Source organism: Pantoea stewartii, assembly GCF_011044475.1.
In the GTDB taxonomy this organism is placed as follows: Bacteria; Pseudomonadota; Gammaproteobacteria; order Enterobacterales; family Enterobacteriaceae; genus Pantoea; species Pantoea stewartii.
This window is the reverse complement of the sequence record NZ_CP049115.1, coordinates 251,760-273,675: the sequence shown is the minus strand read 5'-3', so window position 1 is coordinate 273,675 and position 21,916 is coordinate 251,760. Positions and strand designations below refer to the sequence as shown.

General features: G+C 54.0%; 15 protein-coding genes. 4 read left to right on the top strand and 11 right to left on the bottom strand.

The genetic code is table 11. From position 1 onward, the window contains the following. Positions 1-220 precede the first annotated feature (220 nt). The 3 genes from G5574_RS01250 to G5574_RS01240 all read right to left on the bottom strand — a co-directional run bounded on the left by G5574_RS01250 (position 221) and on the right by G5574_RS01240 (position 4,115). Positions 221-1,771 carry an MFS transporter gene (locus tag G5574_RS01250; RefSeq protein ID WP_033741284.1) on the bottom strand — a complete coding sequence of 517 codons (1,551 nt, stop codon included), beginning with the start codon at positions 1,769-1,771 and terminating at the stop codon, positions 221-223. Positions 1,772-1,870: 99 nt separating this feature from the next. Next, positions 1,871-2,935, bottom strand: a complete 1,065-nt coding sequence (locus tag G5574_RS01245; protein ID WP_033741283.1) for a Gfo/Idh/MocA family protein — start codon at positions 2,933-2,935, stop codon at positions 1,871-1,873. 10 nt (positions 2,936-2,945) lie between these two features. Continuing rightward, a complete protein-coding gene (locus G5574_RS01240) occupies positions 2,946-4,115 on the bottom strand; it encodes a Gfo/Idh/MocA family protein (RefSeq protein WP_164481885.1) in 1,170 nt (389 codons plus the stop codon). Between the two features lie 196 nt (positions 4,116-4,311). Here G5574_RS01240 and G5574_RS01235 point away from each other — a divergent pair, with 196 nt between their 5' ends. After that, entirely contained in the window at positions 4,312-5,385 is a 1,074-nt protein-coding gene (locus tag G5574_RS01235; RefSeq protein ID WP_033741281.1) for a LacI family DNA-binding transcriptional regulator, read from the top strand. Between the two features lie 359 nt (positions 5,386-5,744). On the opposite strand, the gene G5574_RS01230 is transcribed toward G5574_RS01235, so the two are convergent. From G5574_RS01230 to G5574_RS01210, 5 genes are all read right to left on the bottom strand, one after another. Continuing rightward, positions 5,745-7,001 (bottom strand): MFS transporter, encoded by a 1,257-nt coding sequence (locus tag G5574_RS01230; protein WP_006119040.1) that lies wholly within the window; start codon positions 6,999-7,001, stop codon positions 5,745-5,747. An 842-nt stretch (positions 7,002-7,843) separates the two neighbouring features. Next, positions 7,844-8,542 carry a hypothetical protein gene (locus G5574_RS01225; protein WP_164481884.1) on the bottom strand — a complete coding sequence of 233 codons (699 nt, stop codon included), beginning with the start codon at positions 8,540-8,542 and terminating at the stop codon, positions 7,844-7,846. 428 nt (positions 8,543-8,970) lie between these two features. Beyond that, entirely contained in the window at positions 8,971-10,626 is a 1,656-nt protein-coding gene (locus tag G5574_RS01220; protein WP_058709186.1) for a methyl-accepting chemotaxis protein, read from the bottom strand. A 1,257-nt stretch (positions 10,627-11,883) separates the two neighbouring features. Continuing rightward, positions 11,884-13,428: a methyl-accepting chemotaxis protein gene (locus tag G5574_RS01215; RefSeq protein WP_162285660.1), complete on the bottom strand. Its 1,545-nt coding sequence runs from the start codon at positions 13,426-13,428 to the stop codon at positions 11,884-11,886. A 585-nt stretch (positions 13,429-14,013) separates the two neighbouring features. Further along, the gene (locus G5574_RS01210; RefSeq protein ID WP_058701977.1) at positions 14,014-15,444 is read right to left on the bottom strand and encodes a purine-cytosine permease family protein; all 1,431 of its coding nucleotides are present in this window, start codon (positions 15,442-15,444) and stop codon (positions 14,014-14,016) included. A gap of 286 nt (positions 15,445-15,730) precedes the next feature. Here G5574_RS01210 and G5574_RS01205 point away from each other — a divergent pair, with 286 nt between their 5' ends. Next, positions 15,731-17,275, top strand: coding sequence for a methyl-accepting chemotaxis protein (locus G5574_RS01205; RefSeq protein WP_033741269.1), 1,545 nt, complete (start codon positions 15,731-15,733; stop codon positions 17,273-17,275). Between the two features lie 317 nt (positions 17,276-17,592). On the opposite strand, the gene G5574_RS01200 is transcribed toward G5574_RS01205, so the two are convergent. The 3 genes from G5574_RS01200 to G5574_RS01190 form a co-directional block, all read right to left on the bottom strand. Continuing rightward, positions 17,593-18,660, bottom strand: a complete 1,068-nt coding sequence (locus G5574_RS01200) for a mechanosensitive ion channel family protein (protein WP_033741268.1) — start codon at positions 18,658-18,660, stop codon at positions 17,593-17,595. Positions 18,661-19,171: 511 nt separating this feature from the next. Then, entirely contained in the window at positions 19,172-19,795 is a 624-nt protein-coding gene (locus tag G5574_RS01195; protein WP_033741267.1) for a protein phosphatase CheZ, read from the bottom strand. A 177-nt stretch (positions 19,796-19,972) separates the two neighbouring features. Beyond that, the gene (locus G5574_RS01190) at positions 19,973-20,647 is read right to left on the bottom strand and encodes a hypothetical protein (protein ID WP_226374510.1); all 675 of its coding nucleotides are present in this window, start codon (positions 20,645-20,647) and stop codon (positions 19,973-19,975) included. 287 nt (positions 20,648-20,934) lie between these two features. Between G5574_RS01190 and G5574_RS23845 the strand changes: the two genes are divergently transcribed. Both G5574_RS23845 and G5574_RS01185 read left to right on the top strand, forming a co-directional pair. Then, on the top strand, positions 20,935-21,066 hold the full coding sequence (locus G5574_RS23845) for a hypothetical protein (RefSeq protein WP_269751026.1): 132 nt from the start codon (positions 20,935-20,937) through the stop codon (positions 21,064-21,066). Positions 21,067-21,184: 118 nt separating this feature from the next. Further along, positions 21,185-21,871: an RluA family pseudouridine synthase gene (locus G5574_RS01185; RefSeq protein ID WP_164481883.1), complete on the top strand. Its 687-nt coding sequence runs from the start codon at positions 21,185-21,187 to the stop codon at positions 21,869-21,871. The last annotated feature ends 45 nt before the right edge of the window (positions 21,872-21,916 follow it).

Sequence of the window (21,916 nt, the reverse complement as noted above, 5' to 3'; positions counted from 1 at the left end):
GCAGAATTTTAAATCACGCATAAATAGCGAGCCGGCGTCACTTTTCATTTGCATAATCACGGGCAGGCAGCGTCCGCCAAATAGCGGGATAATGACGACGAAAATCATATCCACGCGCGTCGCGTGATATTTATTTATCCGTTCTGCTTATTTCTGGCTGGCCATTGACGCTTCTGGCGGTTTATATTTCTCCGGTGAGTCACGCCAACGGCATGTTCGCTTACCCTTTCAGTTCTGACTTTACAGCAGCATCCTGTAGAGGTTCTTTTTTACTGGCGCCCCAGACATCATCATAGGCATAGCCGGTCAGCGCTTTGATCACCTCACGGGTTTCAGCATCACAGTCTTTAGGTGAGCCGCCCAGCTTACGGCGTGCGACCTCTTTAATCAGCAATTTGTGGCTGCGCTGGGTCAGTTTGAACTGGAACGTCAGCCAGAAACTCACGGCCAGAAGCGCGCCTGTCACGCCTGCCATCAGCAGGACAATGGCGGTGATTGCGCTATCAGGCTGAGCGCCGTTCCCTTTGGCAAACCCGCTTTCCTGGAGCACCACGCCAATAATAAAGATGGCAATCGCGACCGAACTTTTGCGCGTAAGCACCATGACGCCCGCGAAGATGCCTTCCCGGCGCTGACGGGTTACCATTTCATCAATATCGGGAATGAAGCTGTAAATATTCCACGGAATATAATACAGCCCCGCGCGCGCTATCCCCATAAACAGGAAGGCGGCGCTAAATAACAGCACGGGTACATGCCACTGCCAGAGATAAACGGCATACAGAAAAAGCAACACGACGGCAATAGATATATAAGAGAGTCTCAAGGCGTTAGAGGGCGTCATAGAAAATCTGCCCAGCAACAGCATAAATAAAAAGGTGCCGGGGATAGACATAAACATCATATTACTCAGAAGCAGCGAGGCTAATGAGGCATCCTGTTTTAACCCATAAATAACGAAATAGGTAAAAACGGCAAGAAACACATCCATCGCTGTGAACGAGCAGATATAAATGAGCAGGTGCTGACGAAACGCCCGAATTTTAAATGACGAGGCGAGATCCACAAACATGTGTTTCACATGCGAAAGAAAATGACGCGCGGGTGCCGGTGGCTTTTGAACCTCGTCTGCATCCTGAATATCTTTCGCTTCCCAGGTGGTATACCAGGTAATAAATACCGCGACGCAGTAAATCACTGAGAAAATCACGCCCGTCAGTGTATAGGTGATGGCGTTGTCTTTGCCCGTGTATGTCATGATGACGCCAGGTACCGAGACCGCAAGAAAACTTCCCAGCGAGGAAAACATCATCCGCACGCCGGAAAGGCGAGTGCGTTCACTGAAACGGTTGGTCATTTCTGACGACAGGGTTTCCCACGGCACCAGCACCATGGCAGATAACAATTCGATGGTGAGATAGGTGCCAAGATAATACCAGTAGCTCATATCCGTGACCCACAATGCGCCGTACAGCAGCATCAGAGGCGAGGAAATTAACAAGAAGAAACGACGACGGCCGAATTTGCGCCCGGCCCAGGTATGGCCGAAATTATCCGTGATATACCCCATGATCGGACTCAGTACGGAATCAATCACCCTGGCGATGGCGAAGATGGATCCGGCTTCCAGCACCGATAACCCGCAGTAGGTGGTATAAAAAAACAGTAACCAGGCACCTATCACTGCAAAGGCACCGCCCCCAAATAAGTCGGTAATGCCGTAGCCTGTTGCTACGCCATACCCGACGCGACGTTCAGTCGGTTTAACCATTTATCTGCTTCCTGTTCTGGTCGGTGTTTTATAACGGCAAGCCAGTGCCTGCCGTCGCTGTTATCAACAGAATTGGAAAAGAATGGGCGTGCGGGCTGACTACACCGCGTTAGCTAACATTTGGGCTTTGATACACAGTTCAGCCGCTTTAAACGCATGTTCCTGCGTCATGGCGTGCTCGGTGCGATGCAGACAGTCGGTGATCAACTGGCCAAAGAACGGGAAACCCACCGTGCCCGCCACGCTGTAGCGAAACTCACCGTCCTGATTCACCAGGTAAACCACATCCTGCTCGTCACGCGTGAGATCGGTATACTTGCGAATTTCGATGTAACCGTCGGTTCCGAGCAGCGTCATTCGCCCGTCGCCCCAGGTCGATAAGCCTTCCGGGGTGAACCAGTCACAGCGAAAATAGCCGGTTGCGCCATTTTCCCCTGCCAGCATCGCCTCGCCGAAATCTTCAAACTGCGGATGGTGCGGATGGTGAAAATTGCGCACCTGACTGGCAACCACTCGGGCCTGACCATTGCCGGTGTAATAGAGAAACTGCTCGATCTGGTGGCTGCCGATATCGCACAAAATGCCGCCAAAGTAGCGACGTTGATAGAACCAGTCCGGACGACCGGTTCCTTCGCGATGCGGCCCCGTGCCCAGCGTTTGCACCACCCGACCAATCGCGCCCTGTTCCACTAACTGTCCCGCGAAAACCGCGCTCTCAACGTGCAGACGCTCGCTGTAGTAAACCGCATATTTGCGGCCGGTTCTGGCGCACATGGCTTTGGCATCGTCCAGCTGTTCCAGGCTGGTCAGCGGGGCTTTATCGGTGAAGTAATCTTTCCCGGCCGCCATGACTTTCAGTCCCAGCGCACAGCGTTCCGAGGGAATGGCCGCCCCTGCCACCAGCCGCACCTGTGTGTCAGCGAGGATCGTGTCCAGGGAATCCGCCACCTGAGCCTGCGGAAACTGTTGCAGGAACCTGTCGACTTTGGTCGCATCCGGGTCATAAACCCATTTCAGCGTCGCCCCGGCTTCAGTCAGGCCATTGCACATCGCATAGATATGCCCATGATCCAGCCCGGCGGCAGCGATAATAAACTCGCCTGGGTTTACAACCGGCTGGGGTTTGCCTTTCGGCGCGTAGTTCATGCCATCCTTTTGATTCATGGTGTTGTCCTCACGCAAAGTTTTTGCCTAACGGGATCGCATCCTCATCCGCGAAATTTTCCACGGAGGCCTGTTTTTCATAAAAGTGCGGTGCGCTGGCAATCAGGCCACCGGTACGGTAGAAGGTGTCGTTGCTGGCAATCGGCAGCGTGACGGTGGTATGGGTTATAGCCGACTTGTAGATGGCGGTGATTAACGCCAGGGATTGCTTGCCCTGCTCACCGTCTACCAGCGGCGCACGCTGCTGCTCAATGGCCGAGAAAAAGTCATCCACCTGACCGGCATGCAGTGTCCATGTCAAGGACGGGATCTGCGCATACAGCTGGTCCAGTTCGTTTTCCAGCGCGATGTGATGATCCTGTTCCGGAAAGCCGTTTTCCGCCGCCTGATAAGCAACGGGTTGCCAGGGCGCAGAGAGCCGCGCTTTCTCGCCCTGTAAAATGATTTTTTGATCTTCACCGTGATGCACCACCGAGGCCGTCAGCTGTGCCAGCGTGCCGTTCGGGTAACGGAAAATAGCGGCACTGAGATCTTCGACCTCCGCATTGTCATGGGCGACATTGCTCATCATGGCGACCACCTCCGTCGGTGCGCCGAGCATCCATTGCAGCGCATCGATGTGGTGCACAGCATGATTGAGCGTGCAGCCCCCACCTTCTTTTTCCCACGTCCCGCGCCACCACAGGTCGTAGTAGGCATGACCGCGCCACCACAATGAATCAACCTGGGCGTGACAAATCTTTCCTGCCAGGCCGGAATCCACGGCCGCTTTTAACCGCCAGAAGGCATCGGTAAAGCGGTTCTGCGCCACCACGGAGAGCACTTTGCCGCTGGCCTTTTGCGCCGCGATCATGGCATCGCACTCTTCAAGCGATGCCGCCATCGGCTTCTCGCACAGCACATGTTTGCCTGCCTGTAGCGCCGCTATCGTATTCTCGGCATGCACATAAGGCGGCGTGCAGACATCCACCACATCGATATCTGCGCCATCCGCCAGCATGGCGAGATGATCGCTGTACACACGTACATCCTTCAGGCCGTAACGCTGCAATTTATCGCGGGCTTTGTCCGGGTACACATCCACTACCGCCACAATTTTGCCGCGTTCGGGAAACTGCAAAAACGCCTGAATATGTAAATTGGCAATATTACCCATACCTACTATCGCAATTTTTAACATGCCACTTCTCCGTCTTTGATCGTCGCTGTCGTCTTTGCGAGGAACATAGAAAAGCGGCTGTCGTGGGACAAACTGTTTTTGTGAGAATGTTCGCAGAGCGGCAAGGTAGTTTGTGAACAGCATGTAAAACCGCATTACTATCAAGCCACTACGGCTGCAAAAAATTGCAAAAATTGATTGGGACGGGGATCACACTATGGCGGGCAAGCTCAGGATGGACGAAATTTCGGCAAAAACCGGGTACTCTGTCAGTACCGTTTCGCGCGTACTGAGCGGCAAGGCCTATACCAGTGAAAAAGCCCGTAATGCGATTGTGCGCTGTGCACGTCAACTGGGTGTGTTGCACGACATGGTCAGCAGCCGCCTGTTAATTAACGGTCTGGTGGTCTTTGCGCCCGCCCGGACCTTTGCGCCGCGCGGCGATCACTTCTATCTGGAAGTAACGCGCGGGATTGCCGAAGCCTGTGCCAGCCATGATGTGCACATCAGTTACTGCCCACTGGAGGAACAGCGTGCCGATGTGAAACTGTTTCTGGAGAAGGCGGGCGCAAAAAGCAACGATGCGATCATCATCATCGGCACCGACGATCAGGCGATATTCAGCCTGGCAGCCTCGCTGAATAAACCCTGCGTCCTGATAAATTCCCGCGATAAAGACATGAAACTGGATGCGGTCTCCCCCGATCACCATGCGATTGGGTTCAGCGCCATGCAGCACCTGTTTGAGCAAGGGCACCGCCGGGTTTTGACCGTCACCTGTCTGCGCCGTGAAACGCTGTTTCTGCGGCTGGAGGGAATTAAAGACGCGTATCGCCATTTTCACCTGCCCTTTAGCGCGCAGAAGGACCTGATTGTGGTTGAAGCCTATTCTGAGCATGAAACCGAAGCCGCCCTGAATGGCTGGCTGGACGAACATCCGCGTGAGGAGTGGCCCGATGTGATAGTGCCGGTGGGCAAAGGGATTATTACCGGCGTTCAGACTGTGCTGGCGGCACGTTCCTTGCGTATTCCCGAAGATATCTCACTGATGACGACCGATCTGGCAAGTCAGCTGGCGGGCGCGGCCGGCAGGCCGGTGACAGGCTTTGCCGTCCCGTGTCGGGAACTGGGCTACGAAGCCATCCAGCTTCTGCAGAACCGTCTGAACCGGCCCCATGCGCCCGTGTATAATCTGCTGTTGCAGGCAAAACTGATCGACCACGGCACGGTCGCCAATGCCACACGCCATGCGGCGCGGGAGGAAATACGGGACGATCAGACACCGGCCTGAACAGAGGGATGCGGGTTTGCAGCGGGCAAGTCATCTGTTGCAGGCCCCGCTCAACGCTAGCATTTGTGATTAGCCGGCTGACACGGGCACAATAGGCGTGAATTCTCACCGAGCCCACAAGGCAAACTGTGCAAAACAGCCTGCCTTTCCTGCCCACATAGCTGAATACAGGCTTCCCTCTTCACCTCATCGTGCTTTGTAAACCGGTTTGCATCGTAGACCTGCCCTGCCGACGCTCTTGCTGGTTCGGCATCCTGACCTCCCCGCCGGACAGTTATCACGCCTGACCCGATCTTCTGGTTCGTTGCTGCGCATGTCAGTTGCCGTGACCGCCTCCCGTTTGCGCTATACAGGTGCCTTCACGATTTCGCCTGCAAACGTGCCAGCATACGTTGCCTGTTGACATAAATAATGGCGCAGAGCAGGAGGCTCAGCATGGCCGTGCTTATAAATACGCCCGGCCCGGTCATGGCCAGCATCACACCACCCAGTAGCGGCCCGGCAGCAATACCGAGCGTTGACAATGTTGAGGCGCCCAGGTAGGCACCTCGATGTTCTGCGGGTGCCAACTGGTCGAGTAAAATATTCAGGTTCGGCATCAGAATCGCTTCGCCTGCACTAAACAACACGGTGACAGACAGCCAAAGCCAACTATCCGCTGTTCGCAGGGAGAAAAAACACAGCTGTGAGAAAAAGAAAATCACTGCACCCAACAGAATTCGCTGAGGTAAATGCATCCTCGCCATAATGCGGACCAGAAAGGTTTGAAATACCAGCACGGTCGAGGCATTCGTGACCAGTATTAACGTCACCAGCTTTACAGCCGCGTCGCTGTTCAGTAACAGAAGGTACTGGGGCAGTACCGCTTCAAAATGAATAAAAACGATACTGCACAATGTGCTGCACAAAAGCCCGGCCACAAAAATTTTATCTCTGATAATAATTCCCATAACCTGGTGAAGTCTAACAGCGGAAACCTTGTCGGCCGGCGGCGTGTTCACCGGTTTACCCGCCGGGATAAACAGGAGCACGTAGATAAAAAAAGGGAAATAGCTCAGGCCGGTTATCAGAAATGTGCCTTTCTGAGACGTCAGGCCAAAAGCAATGCCCACCAGGGGGCCCAACACCGCAGCGACGTTGACCAGGTAGTAGCGCACTTGCAAAGCCAGTGCGCGGCGGCGACGATCGCCCAGTAAATCACTCATTAACGCACGCAAAGGCGGATCGACCCACGCAAAGCAAACGCCGATAATCATCAGGCCGGTAATAAACAGACCGACTCCCGTCGCCTGCGCCAGAAGGATATAGCCGACTGCCGAAAATCCACAGCCCATCAGCAGAATAATCCGTCGTCCTAACCTGTCCGAAATCTGGCCGCCATACATGCCCAGCCCCACGGATACCAGCGCACTACTGGTCATCGCGCAACCGATGGCAACAGGCGACATGTGGTAGTTCTGTGTCATGATCATTGCGATAAATGGCCAGGCCATAAAATAGCTGAACCGAATAATCAGGGTAAAAATGAGCAGCGCGTGAACTGTCGCCGGAAAGGTTTTTAACGTCTTAAATACACCGGGTTCTACCCTGATTTCAGCGGCGGGCTTTGTTGTCATACGTCACCTTATGATGGGTCTGTTGCACACTGAAGCGTCAGAGAAGCGCACGGCTTGTCAATTAGTAATATAAGTATTCCTCACACGATGCAATATAAAATCACGCTAACTCTTTGATTCACAGGCTTATGACGTATTCAACCCTCGCCACAGGATAATGTAATGAAAAGCCTGTTAATGATTTATAACGTCAGGCGTTAATCCTGAAACAAACACCAAGACCGCCAGGGGCGCAGGCGAGAAACAAGGCGATATTGCGCATCGTTGGAAAATTACGCCTGATTCTCACGTCAGCCTGAATGCGCAGGATGGGTTTTACCCACTCTTTAAAGTTCGCCATCCCATCAATGTAAGGCGGCCATTTTTTCTCCTAACGCAGCGGTTTTTAACTGTTTCCTTACTAAAAGGGACGCCGCGCAGAGATAGCCGTTTTTTTATCCGTACATCATGCAGGCCCGGACGCTGCCTGAAATCAGACACTGTCTTGTCAGTGGTTACCCGACAAAGACCCACTCGATTGTGAATAGCAGGGATTATGTGCTCCGGGAAGAAGCCGGGATCGCCGTCGTTCAGGTGATAAGACCGGTTACACCGGATAACAGGGAACGGCTTACAGGTCGTCATACAGCGGGTCGGTTTCAGAGGAAATGGAGACAGGTCTGCCCGCACCAGGTGTTGCTGCCAGTAGAAAGCTTTAACAGGTTGCATGAAGCGAACAGCGCTACAGGCTGGCTGTTTCACCATGTGCTTGTGTTTTCAGACCGGAAATAACGGACCCTGTTTAGCATAATATGGCACCCCTCAGGCTGGTGATAACAAGGCGCTAAGCGCCCCGAATACCCTTATTGCGGTAGTGCATGCGCAAAGAATTTAACCCCATCAGGCCAGGCGCCCCGATGGCCTGAAAAGGCGGCAGCGGCGTGACCGATCGTCATATTTCGGCTGCCTGCCTGAGTGATATCCGGACCGTCAGCGCGTAATCTTGCCAGCGAGATGCGTGACGGCCTGACAACAGCGATATGACCCGGTCTGTGCTGATCGGGGCTTTCATAGGCGACCACCACCAGCATGCCTTTATTCGCCAGCTGCTGAGCGTGCCACGCATCGCTGACCCTGATCCAGCCTGACTGACGCCCTTCACTACTGTCAAACCAGCGCGTTTGTGCGCTCGCCAGGAAAATCTGGCTGTGCTGAGGCGGCCTGAGCATATAGACGCCCAGGCGTGCGCCTACCGCCGCCGCAAACGCGCTGCAGTGCGTATGATTACCGGGACCAGAATAGGTATCCGGTCTGTCAGGCTTGCCCGTTTCCCAGTTGACGTGATGATGATTCAGCCATAAATGCTCCACGTCCGCATGGTCAAGCACGGCAAGAATCTTTTGCGCGTTGGGCGTGAGCGCGCCGCAACAGGGCGCATCCTGCGGCGGCACGGACTGGACGTTGCCAGCCGGAACCGGGCTGGCGACAGCCGGCAGGGACGGGAAGAGAAAAGCCGCACTCGCAAAGACGGCCAACGCATATCTGCTCAGTGATGGTTTCATAGTGACCTGACTGTATAGAATTAAGGTTCGTCATTGAAAGGGCTCCTTGAGGAAGCGCACGCGCGCGCCCCTTCGCCCGCCATTCCGTGCGGTGAAGCGCCGGAACCCATCGCGCCTGCCTGCACCTTTATTTTACGCCTCTGCCACATCTTCAGGGTTGGGTTTCTGCATGACGAATTGAGTTCTGCCTCCCGGGTTTCCCGCCTGAAGCGGCGAACAGCCTGCATGTTTCTGTCATCGCACACCCGGTCGTGGCGTGCCTCGGTGACGTGACACGTCAGGCGGATTTCAACTTACTCCGGCAGGGGTTTTTTTTGCAAGGGTCACGTTCTGTAAGAACCGCAAGGTCACCACGGAAAATCTGTGGTGACTCCTGCCCGTTCAGAGCCTGCGCCCGTTTTCAGCAGCACAGGCGTTTGTGTTGATTTTCAAAAACTCTGCCAGTTGGTCTCCGCTGCAGCGGGAACAATATTGCTGACAGGGCGCATCATGGCGGGCGGAGCTATCGCGCTTTTCACTTCCTTAAGCGCGTCAGGTCCTGCACGCTGGATAACAAACGTGGCAACCAGGCGGTTTAATGCTGAGGCCTGTTCCATTAATGAACGCGACGCAGAGGATGCTTCTTCCACCAGGGCCGCATTTTGCTGCGTCACATCATCCATTTGATTGACGGCCAGATGGACCTGGCTAATTCCCTGAGACTGTTCCTGGGCGGCGACAGAGATTTCATCGACCAAATCGGTAACCTGCCGGACGGCATCGTTCATTTTGTGCATATTTGTACCCACCCCTTCAGCCTGTACCGCACCGGCTTCCACAAAGCCCATTGACGATTCAATCAGCGCTTTAATCTCGCGGGCTGATGATGACGAACGCTGCGCCAGGTTGCGCACCTCGCCAGCCACGACCGCAAAACCACGGCCCTGCTCACCTGCCCGTGCGGCTTCGACCGCCGCATTCAGGGCAAGGATATTGGTCTGAAAGGCAATCCCCTCAATGAGAGAAATAATGTCGGTAATTTTGGCCGAGCTTTCGCGTATATCGCCCATCGTCGTCAGCATTGTTTTCACCCGATCTGCGCTGTCTTCTGAAATCTCACGCGCATTTTTCGCTAACTGGCTGGCCAGTCGGGTATTTTCTGCCGTCTGACGCACCGTTTCACTCAGCTCTGACATACTGGCAGCCGTTTGCTCAAGTGATGCCGCCTGCTCTTCAGTCCTTGCCGATAAATCCTCGTTACCCGCTGACATTTGCGATGACGCTGTACTGACAGACTGCGCGGCACTTTCTACTGCGTTCAGTGACAGCGACACAGTCTGAATCAGATGGTTAAACGCTTTTGCCGTCAGGCCGATTTCATCAGAGCGTGTGTCATCTGCTTTGAGAGTGAGATCGAGGTTTTCGCTGGCCTGCTCCATCGTCAGGCGCATGGCATTCAGCTGGCGGCGAATGGCTAAAATTGTCTTAACGGTAAAGAACCCCAGCAGCAAAATAGCGGCGGCTGAGCCGGTGATCAGGGTTAACAGCGTATGATGATAGGTTCTGTCGTTTTCTCTGCTGAGCGCATTGGCGAGATTGGTATTGAGCTGAAGTTGCTGCTGATAATTCGCAATGAGCTGTCGGGCTTCGGCGCCAATCCCTGTTGTCCCCTGCAACATTCCCAGAGACACAGCATCATTCTGAGCACGTGAGGCGGCCAGAAAGGCCGGCAGGTCGCGTTCTATTTTATTAATCATCGTAAACGCCTTTTCCGTCATTTGCCTGTCTTGCTCGTTGGACGTGTCCTCTGCAAGGTAGTGCTGATTAAGCGCACGAATATGTTTGATTGTGTCGTTGACTTCTTTTTCGATGACAGCCTGCCTGGCCAGGTCAGTCACGCTCTGATGATGATAAAGGGCGATGATGACGGCATTACTGCCTTCAATCATCTTTGAAATACCGGTGATTGACGGGACCGTATTTTCGTTAACGTATTTGAAGCGGGTCTGAAACCCTTGCGACACGCTGACAGATACGACAACCATAGCAACCAGCGCTGCAGAAAGCAGCGAAAACGTGAATAAAAGACGCTGAGTTATAGTCATTGTTTTTACCTGGTAAAAGAGAAAAGAAATACGTCTGATATGATTCAGAAAAGAGGCCACATACAGACAGTCAAATAAAATATCGGCGCCATAAAAAAATAATCAAACGGAGTTCCCGCTCTGTTTACACGCCATTTATACATGCCTCCCTCCTGAAAAAACAACTCACTGAAAGGCCTCAGTTATTTTTGCAACGCTGTTTTCTAAAAATTTAATGCCGCGCATTTAAAACGTAATAACACCACTTTTTCTGTGCCTGACGTTAAGCCCCCGCCTTTATCATTCATTTTTCCTGTTAAAAGGGAAAAACCATCAAGAAAATTAAAGCAGTATTTTAAATGACATATTTAAATATTTTTTCTTTACGCGGGAGCGCTGTTCTGTAAGGGGGGAATCCTGCATCGCGTCCTCACATTGCAGAGCGGCGTCCTGCTGCTTTCTGATGCGACAGCCAGCCTCACTACACGAAAACGCCATAAAAATACTGTTAAAACAAAAAATTATGGCAAAATCGCGTTGCGACACGTGCCATTAAACCATTACCCTGTCGTTTTCAATACGGGAACATTTCACGTCATCAGCCACGCTGAATGCCTGTACAGTGATGAACCGGCAACGCATAAAACCCTATTTTTAATTTATCCTTAAGCGATAACTCATTACTTATAGCCATAAAAAAAGCCCGGCATGCCGGGCTAACACCAATCAATAAACTGCCACCTTTAGGCCGACACTGTATAGCGCAGCGCAGGAAGTGTAGTTGAGCGCCGCATTATTACTGTAGGGAATACCATAAGAGATGTAATCAGATGTTATTTTTTCGCAAAACTCAATTAAGCGCCGCACTATTTTAATAGCCTTATATCATTTTTCTCTTTTCTGCAATGCTGTGTCATTGCAGCCATATAAACGCTTTGCTGCTGTCTGCTTTTTTAAACGGCATCGTGAACATGAGGTTATTTTTTTACGACGCAGGCGCGGGACATATTTACGTTAACAGAAAAGTGTCTCACAGGCGGCTTTCGCCATCAGCCGGTCAGCGCGCATCAGAAAACCCTGACAGGGGCTGCGCCTCACCGGGCGTTGATTTTCGCAGCCAGGCGCATCCTGTTAGTCACCCGTGTCATGCTGATAATGACTCGCTGTCAGCTGAGACAGTGAGGATATCCCCCTCAACATTCATGACGTTGCATCAGATAACAGGGTTCATCCGGTTACTGCACCGCCCGCCCGGATAGCCCGGCGGGCGGTGATCTGTCAGACCTGAAATGCCTCCACCATGTTACGCAGCGCATGCGCTTGTTCTGACAACGAATGGGAGGCAGAGGATGACTCCTCGACCAGGGCTGCATTGTTCTGCGTTACGCCATCCATCTGGCTCACCGCGATGCTGACCTGCGAAATGCCCTGCATTTGCTCAGAGGAAGCCAGAGAAATATTATCCATAGCCTCAGCCAGCTCGTTCACCCTCCCCACAATATTGACAATGCTCTGTCCGGTCGTAGACGCCACCGTGGTGCCGTTTTCTACCTGACCTACCGCCTCTTCAATCAGCAGTTTGATATCGCGCGCAGCCGTAGCGCTGCGCTGCGCAAGCGTTCTGACTTCACCGGCCACTACCGCAAATCCCCGGCCCTCTTCGCCTGCGCGTGCCGCTTCAACCGCAGCATTGAGCGCCAGAATATTGGTCTGGAAAGCGATGCCTTCAATGACGGTCGTAATATCACGCACTTTCGTTGCGCTCATGGATATGTCCTGCATGGTATCGACCATCCGCTGCACATCCTCTTCGCCGCCTCGGGCAAGACGGGCGGTTTCGCGGGCAGATTCGGCGGTCTGCCGTGCGCCGCTGGTGTTGCTTTTCACCGTGGCCGTCAGCTGCTCCATGCTGGCGGCCGTTTCCTGTAAAGCTGCCGCCTGCTGTTCGGTGCGGGAAGAAAGCTCGGCATTCCCCTTAGAAATTTCATCGGCGGCTAACGCGACAGCGTTCGACGTATCCCGGATATTCGCGACCATGTTGCGCAGGTTGGCCTGCATGACATGAAGGGAAGCCAGCAGGCTGGTCGTGTCGTTGCGACGAAGTGTGACAGGTGACGTTAAATTTCCGGACGCAATCGATGCTGCCAGCGCCTGTGCCTGCGCCGGTTCGCCGCCCAGCTGGCGCATCAGCGTACGGATAATGATAACGCAGGCCATCACAGCAACAACCAGAGACAAAAAGACCATTATCGCCATCAGACTGGCCGTACGTGACGCTGACTCTCTGGCATCAGAAACCGTTTTTTGACTCACCTCCATCTGAATCTCGGAAAGCCGATCCAGGGCGTCCAGCATTTTCCGCTGTACCGGCCGTACCGTTTTCAGCAGGTAATCAATCGTGGCCGCCTGGTCGCTTTGCATCGCCTTCTGGCCTGCCATGGTGATCAGGTTCAGCGCCTGGTCATCTTTAGCGAGCAGGTTCTCCAGGGCATTTTTCCCTTCGGCTGATACATTCTGCGACATGCTGCTGACCAGTTTTTCGCGTTTCGCCAGGTAGTTCGCTTTCTGGTTCTGCACCCGCTCCCACTCGGTTTGCTTCTCTTTTGCATCGCTCAGTAAGGCAATATTTCTTACCGCAACGGACATATCCCGGGCAGCACTGCGCATATCCTGGATCAGATTGTACCGATACATTTTATTGTTGACGGCATTATCCATGTCGTCCCGTGCCTGCCAGAGTGCGTGAAGCGCAATGCCTGTGCAGAGCACAAAAAGCAGGATGAGCAGACTGAAGCCTGCAGCGAGACGTGTGGCAATTTTCATGGTGTTTTCCCCGATAATGTTGCTACTGCTGTGTGTAGTCCGATTTTGCTGAATACATTTGCCGGAAAGATCTCTGCAAATGAAAATGTGTGTTTCCTTCACCTGTCAGTAACGGCTGACAGGGAAATCTATATAGATGACAAAATGGAATTTAGGTGGGACAGAGCGGACAGAAAGCAAAGCCAATACGGCAAAGTCGCGCATAGCGCGGCTGGGAGGGCGAAAACTTATTTTTCAGAATATTGTTAGTAAACATGTCACGATAAAACGCGGCGTATCAGACATCTCCCGACACAGGGGGATCATGCTGTTCGAATGCGATCTCCAGCTTCTGTGAACAGCAGTGTGTTACGTTGACGGCAACGCCCGCAGGCCAGGCGTAACCTCATGAATTCTGTACGGGCGGAGGCGGTTCTGTGCCCGGTTTGCGATGAACATCGACACGGTCAGGATGATTCATCGGGTCCCTTTCGGAAATGCCTGTGACGCGATGTTGTCCGTTGTTGAGACGGGGAAGATGCCGTAAACCGCTTTTCCATTCCCCCGTTAACCCGTCTTACCTGCCGCCAGAAAGCATGGCAACGGCTATTCTGCCGGGGAGACTGAATGGACGGGTGTGCCCCGGCGATCCCAGCGGCGGGCCATCCACCACAGCAGTGCCGTGATACACCAGCCAATACACCACGACACATCGTTACCGGCAAACAGCCAGGTGAGTGAACCATGGTGAAGTGGATTGTCGATAAACGGCAGTTGTACCAGCACACCCAGGACATAAACGGTAATCCCCACCCTGTTCCAGCGGCCATAACGTCCGTCTGGCTGTGACAGCGCAGGAATATCCACTTTGCCCTGGGTGATCACATAAAAATCGATCAGGCTAATCGCGCTCCATGGCACGAAAAACGCCAGTAAAAACAGCAGAAAATGGGTGAACGTTTTCAGAAAAGCGGGTTCACTCAGCAAGGCAATCACACAGGCCACACTGACCATCAGGACCACAAACAGAATGCGTGCACCCCGACCCATTGCGGATTGCTGGCGGAAACCCGAGACAATAGTGGTCAGTGCCATAAAACTGCCGTAAGCGTTCAGGGTGGTGAACGTGATTTTGCCGAAGCAGATAGCGAAATAGATCACCATCGCCATCGTGGGCGTACTGCCCAGGCTGACAATATAGCCAACCTCATTGCCCGCAAACGCCTTTCCGGCCAGCGCCGCGACAATCACACCCAGCGTCATGGACGCCTGCGTCCCCGTTACGGTGCCGAAAAACACTGACCAGAACAACGTTTTCGCGGAGACATTCGCAGGCAAATAGCGCGAATAGTCGGAGACATAAGGGCAAAATGCGATCTGCCATGAGGAGGAGAGCGACACCGCCAACAGGAAATGAGCCAGCGTGAAGTGCTGATTCTGCCAGACAGGCGTTAAGTCATGCGTTACCACCAATGTGATAAACAGATAAGCAAAAGCCAGTACACCAACAAGGCTGGCCAGTTTGCCAAGCTGATGGATCACCCGGTACCCCAGCACCGCAATGACGATGATTAGCGCGCTAAACAGGATCATGCCCGTCGCATTGCTGACATGCACCAGCTTAGCCAGCGCCTGGCCGGCCAGCACGGTACCGCTGGCCGAAAAACCGACGTACATCATGCATACCAGCAGCAGCGGAATGACTGCCCCATAGACGCCGAACTGCATGCGGCTGGTGATCATTTGCGGTAAACCCAGGCGCGGCCCCTGAACCGCATGTAATGACATGATACCTGCGCCCAGGATCTGTCCGACCAGTAATCCCACCAGTGACCAGACCACATCGCCCCCCAACACCACCGCCAGCGCACCCGTAACTATCGCGGTGATTTGCAGATTTCCGCCAAACCACAGTGTGAACTGGCTAAAAGGATGACCATGTCGCTCCCGCAGTGGGATGTAATCAATGGAACGGCTTTCAGAGAGGCGCGGTTTCTCAACGCCTGAATAACCTGCTGCAGATGTTTCGGCTGGCATCATTTCCTCACTGGGCAGTGTATGGGGTGCGTTGCTGTTTACGTCCGGCGGACGCCAACGCAGGGTGACAGTACATGTATAGACAGGCAAGGATAGTGTCATGCTCACGCTGAAGTGACAAGGCCATGCGTCATTGGAAAATGTGATGAGGCCTGTTCGGCAAAATGTGCGCACGAAAAAGCAAAACTGCTTATTTCTGATACGATTTAAACGTAGCCGTAAAAAGTAATGTCCTTTTTGCTACGAACGCAAACACAGCAAATTTAACCTACATAATGAGACAATAATGAAAATATCCACACGCCTTATTGCAGGTTTTGGCCTGCTTATTCTTTTGTTCATCCTGTGCACCGGGATCGCCCAACAGGCCCTGCATCATGCCCGTGAAGGCATGGACGATACCGTCAACATCAAGATGAAAAAGTATCAGTTAGCGCAATCCATGTACGGTGAAGTCAGAGATATGGGCATTGCCGTCAGGAATATCGCGCTGCTCAGCGACACCCAGGCGATGCAGCCTGAAGTCACGCGGATTCAGAAACAGAAAGCGCTCTTTATTGCTAACCGTCAGGCGCTCGGCGCTATCCTGGCAACCGACTCTACGCCGGCGGGTCGTGAGGCTTTCAAAAGAATTACCGACAGCGAAGGACCAACGTTTGCCGCCCTGGATCAGGCAACCAGGCTCGGGCTGGCCAATCTTGATAAAGAAACCACGGACTATCTGTTAAAGGACGTGCGTCCTGTTCAGACTAAGTTACTGAATGCTCTGCGCGATATGACAGAGATTCAGGAGAAAAACAGCCAGGCTGCTGTGCAACAAAACAGCCATTCTACTGCCCGCGCCTCGCTGATTCTGATGCTACTGGCCACCGCTTCTGTGATTGTCGCGGTCGGTGCCTGTGCGGTCACTATCAGCGTGCTGATGCGCCAACTGGGCGGTGAACCGGCACAGGCGCAGGCGCTGGCCGCCTCCATCGCAGCCGGCGATCTGACCGCCACCGTGTCACTGCGCCGCAAGGACACCACCAGCCTGCTGGCCTCCCTTGACGTCATGCAAGCCAGGCTCCGTGCGCTGGTTTCCCAGATTAAAGAGGCTTCGGCCTCCGTTGCGCTGGCTGCCGATGAAATCGCGCAGGGCAATACCGAACTGTCCTCACGTACCGAACAGCAGGCGGCGGCTTTGCAGGAGACGGCTGCCAGCATGGAGCAGCTGACGGCCACGGTGAAAAGCAATACGGCCGGTGCACAGCAGACAGCCGATTCGGCACGTGAAACCGCACAGCTTGCCCGCACGGGCGAATCTGACGTGCAGCGCATGACGCACACCATGCATGACATTTCGGTCAGCGCCACTAAAGTGCGCGACATCACCGCCGTGATCGAAAGCATTGCCTTTCAGACCAACATCCTGGCCCTGAACGCGGCTGTTGAGGCGGCCCGTGCCGGCGAGGAAGGACGCGGTTTCGCCGTGGTCGCAGGCGAAGTGCGCACGCTGGCCCAGCGCAGCGCTACGGCAGCACGTGACATTAAAACGCTGATAGAACAGGCCGTTGAACAGGTGGAAAGCGGCGTGACGGTTGCCTCCTCAACCGGTCAGAGCATCCTGAAAATCGTTGGAATGGTCGGCGAACTGGCTGACGCCATGGATAATATCTCTCTGGCCTCCTCCGAGCAGATGCAGGGCATTTCGCAGGTCAGTATCGCGGTGAGCCAGATGGATGGCGTGACGCAGAACAATGCCGCACTCGTTGAAGAATCGTCTTCGGCGTCACGCTCACTGTCAGAACAGGCGCATGCGCTGCGCGGCATGGTCGCGGCATTCCAGGTGTAAAAAAGGCGGCAACCGCCGCCAGAGAGCAATAAATTCGGCACAAACCACCAGGGACAGGCGGGCGTCGTCATGACAAAGCCTGTCCCTGGCGGACTGTCGACAGCGGCAGTTATCTTGCTCAATCACGCTGTCCGCCAGGAACGCCACCGCCCCGCACGCAGCGGTGCCGCTGTCCGTCCCTGAGACCGGCGTGTCAATGCAGTCCAGACGTCGCGCCCGCCTGTGGCTTAACGCCACACTTTCCTTGCCCCACGCCCGTTTGCCCCACACGGGTGAGCCAGCCTCCTGCCTCAATACAGACGTGAGAACCCCTGGCGTCAGCGCGAGTCCGTCTCAGTCAGCGTTGCCCTGACATGCGGCAGGCTCTGCGGGTAGTTCTGCTGAATAAATTCGATCATTTTTTCCCGCACGTAGCAGCGCAAATCCCATGCGGTGGGCGAATTTTGTGCCGTCATTAATAATCTGATTGTCATGGTTTTTTCAGAGGTGTCGGTGACCTGAAGCACCTGGGTTTGCTGATCCCAGAGTTTGGTTTCACTGAGCACTTTCTCGAAATGCTGACGCAGCGGCTCAAGCGGCAGGGAGTAATCCACATACAGAAACACCGAGCCCAGGATTTGCGCGTTGTTGCGCGTCCAGTTCTGGAAGGCGTTTTCCGTGAAATAGGTAATCGGCAGCACCAGCCGACGGAGATCCCAGATACGCACGACCACATACGTCAGATTGATCTCCTCTATCCAGCCCCACTCTTTTTCCACCACAACAGCGTCATCAATTTTGATCGGCTGGGTAAAGGCAATCTGAATACCGGCAAACAGGTTAACCAGCGACTTTTGCAGCGCAAAACCGATGATGATGCCTGCGACGCCCGCACCGGCCAGGATGGTCGTGCCGAATTTACGCACGCCGGGAAAGCTGAGCAAAATCATCGACAGACTCAGCGAGACCAGGATCACGATGGCCACTTTTTTCACATAAATTAACTGCGTGCGAATCTTGCGGGCACGCAGATTGTTCGACAGATTGATATCGTAGCGAATGAAAAGCATATCCTGCGCCACATTGGTCAACCGAATCAAAATGGAACAAATCGATAAAATGATAAAGATATTGGCGGTGGAGGTGATAAACGCCACGGTTTCAGGACGCAGATCGATGTAGTTAATGCCGATATTGATCAACACCAAGGGGATAAACAGAAACAGCGAACCGCGCAGGTGCTTTTCCAGTGATTTGAACAGTTTTCGGTCCCGGTTCTGCCAGAAGCGGATGAACCTGAGAAAAATAAACCGGGCCAGAAAGCCCACGATAAATGAAAGCGTGACGAGCAATACAGCAGGTATCCATGTTGGCGCACCCGATAACTCCCCAATAAGTAATGGCATCATTTCCCCTTATAGTCCGTCAGCAACCTGAGTTGTCGGATAAGTCACTAAAATCAGTAACCGTTGTGTTCCCGGTTATCTACGAATGAAGTCATTGCGCACATTAGTTTATGAAATTTTTTAACAATTGACTGACCTGTCGGTAAAAAAGCCCTGCCAGCATGCATATGGCCCGAGACAGCCGAATGCAATCTACTGTTATTTATAGCATTTTTATTCTTTCGCGAAGCAGCGGATCGCCGTTCTGTGTGGGGATGTTTATGTCAGCGCAAGCCCTGACAGCCGACGGCCAGGCAGGCATACGCGACTGCCGCCGTTGACAGTACCGCGCCAGGATGCACGGTGCGGCTGGCAAAACGGGAGAAGAAATCTGTCCCGCTGTGCCGTCGGTGTTGCGGAAAAGGCGCCGGTGGGCGGTATCGCTGAGAGGTCGCCCCCCTGCCTGACGAATGGCGCAGGCAACCCTTTAGTATGCCGGAAGAGATGGGTCTTAAAGAGAGCGAGTCCAGCCTTAGAGTCCCAGGCTGGCGAGCAAATCGTCCACGTCATCCTGCGAGGCTGACGGGCTCTCTGATGGCTGTGCAGCAGCCGGTGGACTGGCCACTTTGGCCACAGGCTGTGCGGGCACGTTATCCCTCAGCACCTGAACCAGGTGGACTTCCAGCTCATTCAGCATTTTCGTCATGCGCTGGATAATCTGGCCCGTCAGGTCCTGGAAACCCTGAGCCATCATCACCGCCTGAAGTTGCTGACGGGTGAAACCGGTTAACTGCGGCACTGTGCCAAGCCATGTGCGCGTTTCTTCCGCCAGCGCCCGTGCCGCGCCCTCGTTTTCCGGTGTGATAGCCGTGCTGTTCCAGCGCGCCAGCAGACTTTCCGCCGTATCCTGTAGCGTTGTCTGCGCAGGCTGTGTCAGCTCCACGCAGCCCAGTACCTCACTGGCCGCATTTTCGGTCATGGTCACCACATAGCCCAGACGCGCGCGGGCATCCGGGATCCCGCCCGCGACCTCTGACAGGGTTTGATCGTAGCCCAGTTCACGTAGGCTGTTACGTAAATTACGCAGCATAAAACCTGCACGAATGATCAGTGTGCGCGTATCATCCGCAGATAAAGACAGTTTAAGTTCAGACATCGAAACGCCCTCCGTTCAGAGTTGTGATTAGATTATCGGCAGGCGCGGCCTGAAAATTAATTGCTGTGGTCATTATCTTTATGGCGCAGCGGATAAAGGACGTTGTGAGGCGGATTTACAGCGGAGACTAAGGCGCTTGTTGCACGGCCTGCCGGTTAAAACAGGCCGTACTGCTCACTATTTTTTCAGTAAGCGTGGCAGTTGATTATCCAGCTCCAGCAGGCAGGCATCCATCATCTTTTGCGTCACCTGCGTGACTTTGGCGTAATGGTTGGCCGTCCAGTCATTCAGCGGTGCGGTGACATGCGCGGGTTCACATTCCGCAACCACATAAGGACTCAGGATCGTGCCGCCTTCCGGACGTTTATAAAACAGGACCCGATACGTTAAATCGTAGTTACTGTTGCCGGACGACATATCGGTGTACACCAGCGACCATTTTGAGGCAGCAATGAACAAGGGTTGTGTGTAAGCATAACCCCCGCCATTTTTATTCAGCCATTGCTGGATTTTGACGTCGGCTTTGGGCGTGAAATACGCGGCGGTGGGTTCCGGCATGCTGTCAATATCACTGCCCTTGTAGTTATTCTTATCAAATGAACCCGTGCTGATGCCGCCCCCCAGCACGGCACTCAGTACCGCTATTCCCATTCCTGTCCCGGCTCGGGCCGGCGTGACCTGGCGCAGTTTAACATCCGCGTAGGTATTATTATTCATATCGGTAGGTGCGAAAATCGTGTTGACGGTTAGTGAACTGCCGTTCTCCGCCTTGATCAAATGCGTATTTTTATTCTCCGCACATCCCGTCAGAAAGAGTAAAGCCAGCGTGCCCGTAACGATAATTTTGTTCATCATGAATGCCATTCCCTTTATTCAGTCGCCCTAAATCGTTATTTTTTATGCAGTTATAATGATCACACTGCATTTATCTATAACGGGTATTCATGAAAAACCTTTAGGTATTTTTTATTAACCTTTTTTGACGCCCCGTAACCGGCTGTGTCGCTGCCAGCGCCAGGGAAAGACGGAAAGATAATGCAGCCTGTTGTGGCGCGGGCCCGGTTATCTGGCAGGATGCGCCTGGTCTGTCGCGCCCTGTCGTGATGTCTGTTCCCGCCTGCAACAAGGCGGTGAACAGCGTGTCACGCCCGGAGCTTACTGGCCCGGTGCCCGCAACCGTGCTGATCTGGTCAGATCCCCGCAGTGAACTGATGACGTTCGGCCTGCCGGTAAGCACGCCAGCGATCACCGCGCTGGCTATCAGCCGTTAGCCGCTGTGACCGGCATTAACTAACGCGGCGTGCGCGGGCTTGTCCTGCGCCTGGCGTGATTCGCCTGCGGGCGGAAAATGGGTTACTATCCGCGCCCGCTTCCCTTTGAGGCTGCCTGATGTCTGCCCTGTTCGACGATTTTATTGCGCCGCCCTGCCATGAGACGATCGCGATCCTCTATGAGGACGCGCACCTGCTGCTGATTAACAAACCCAGCGGGCTGCTGAGCCTGTCCGGCAGGCACCCGAAAAATCAGGACTCGGTCCATTTCCGGCTGGCAGCGCGCTTTCCCGGTTGTACCCTGGTTCACCGGCTGGATTTCGGCACCTCCGGGCTGATGGTCATTGCCCGTAATAAGGCGATCAATGCCGCCCTGTGCGCGCAGTTCAGTCAGCGAAGCGTCAGCAAAGTTTACACCGCGCTACTTTGCGGCCACGTTGAACACGATGAGGGAAGAGTGGATGCGCCGATTGCGAAGCAGTTTCCGTTGATGGCGATTTGCGCACGCACCGGCAAACCAGCGCGCTCGCGCTATCAGGTGTTGGCGCGTTTTACGTATGTCCCAGATGACGGGCCGTCTCTGCCGGTCACGCGGGTGCAGTTACGTCCTGAAACCGGCCGCACTCACCAGCTGCGTATTCACTGTCAGCACCTGGGGCACCCTATTTTAGGCTGTGAGTGGTATGGCGGTCTGCCGCCGCACAGCGCACGACCACCCAGACTGATGCTGCATGCCAGCGAGCTGCATTTTACCCATCCTGTCAGCGGAGACGCGATTCAGGCTCGTCATGACAGTCCGTTTTAGGGGGAAAACGCCACGCGGTTATTCTGCGCCCCCGCGACCAGGCGG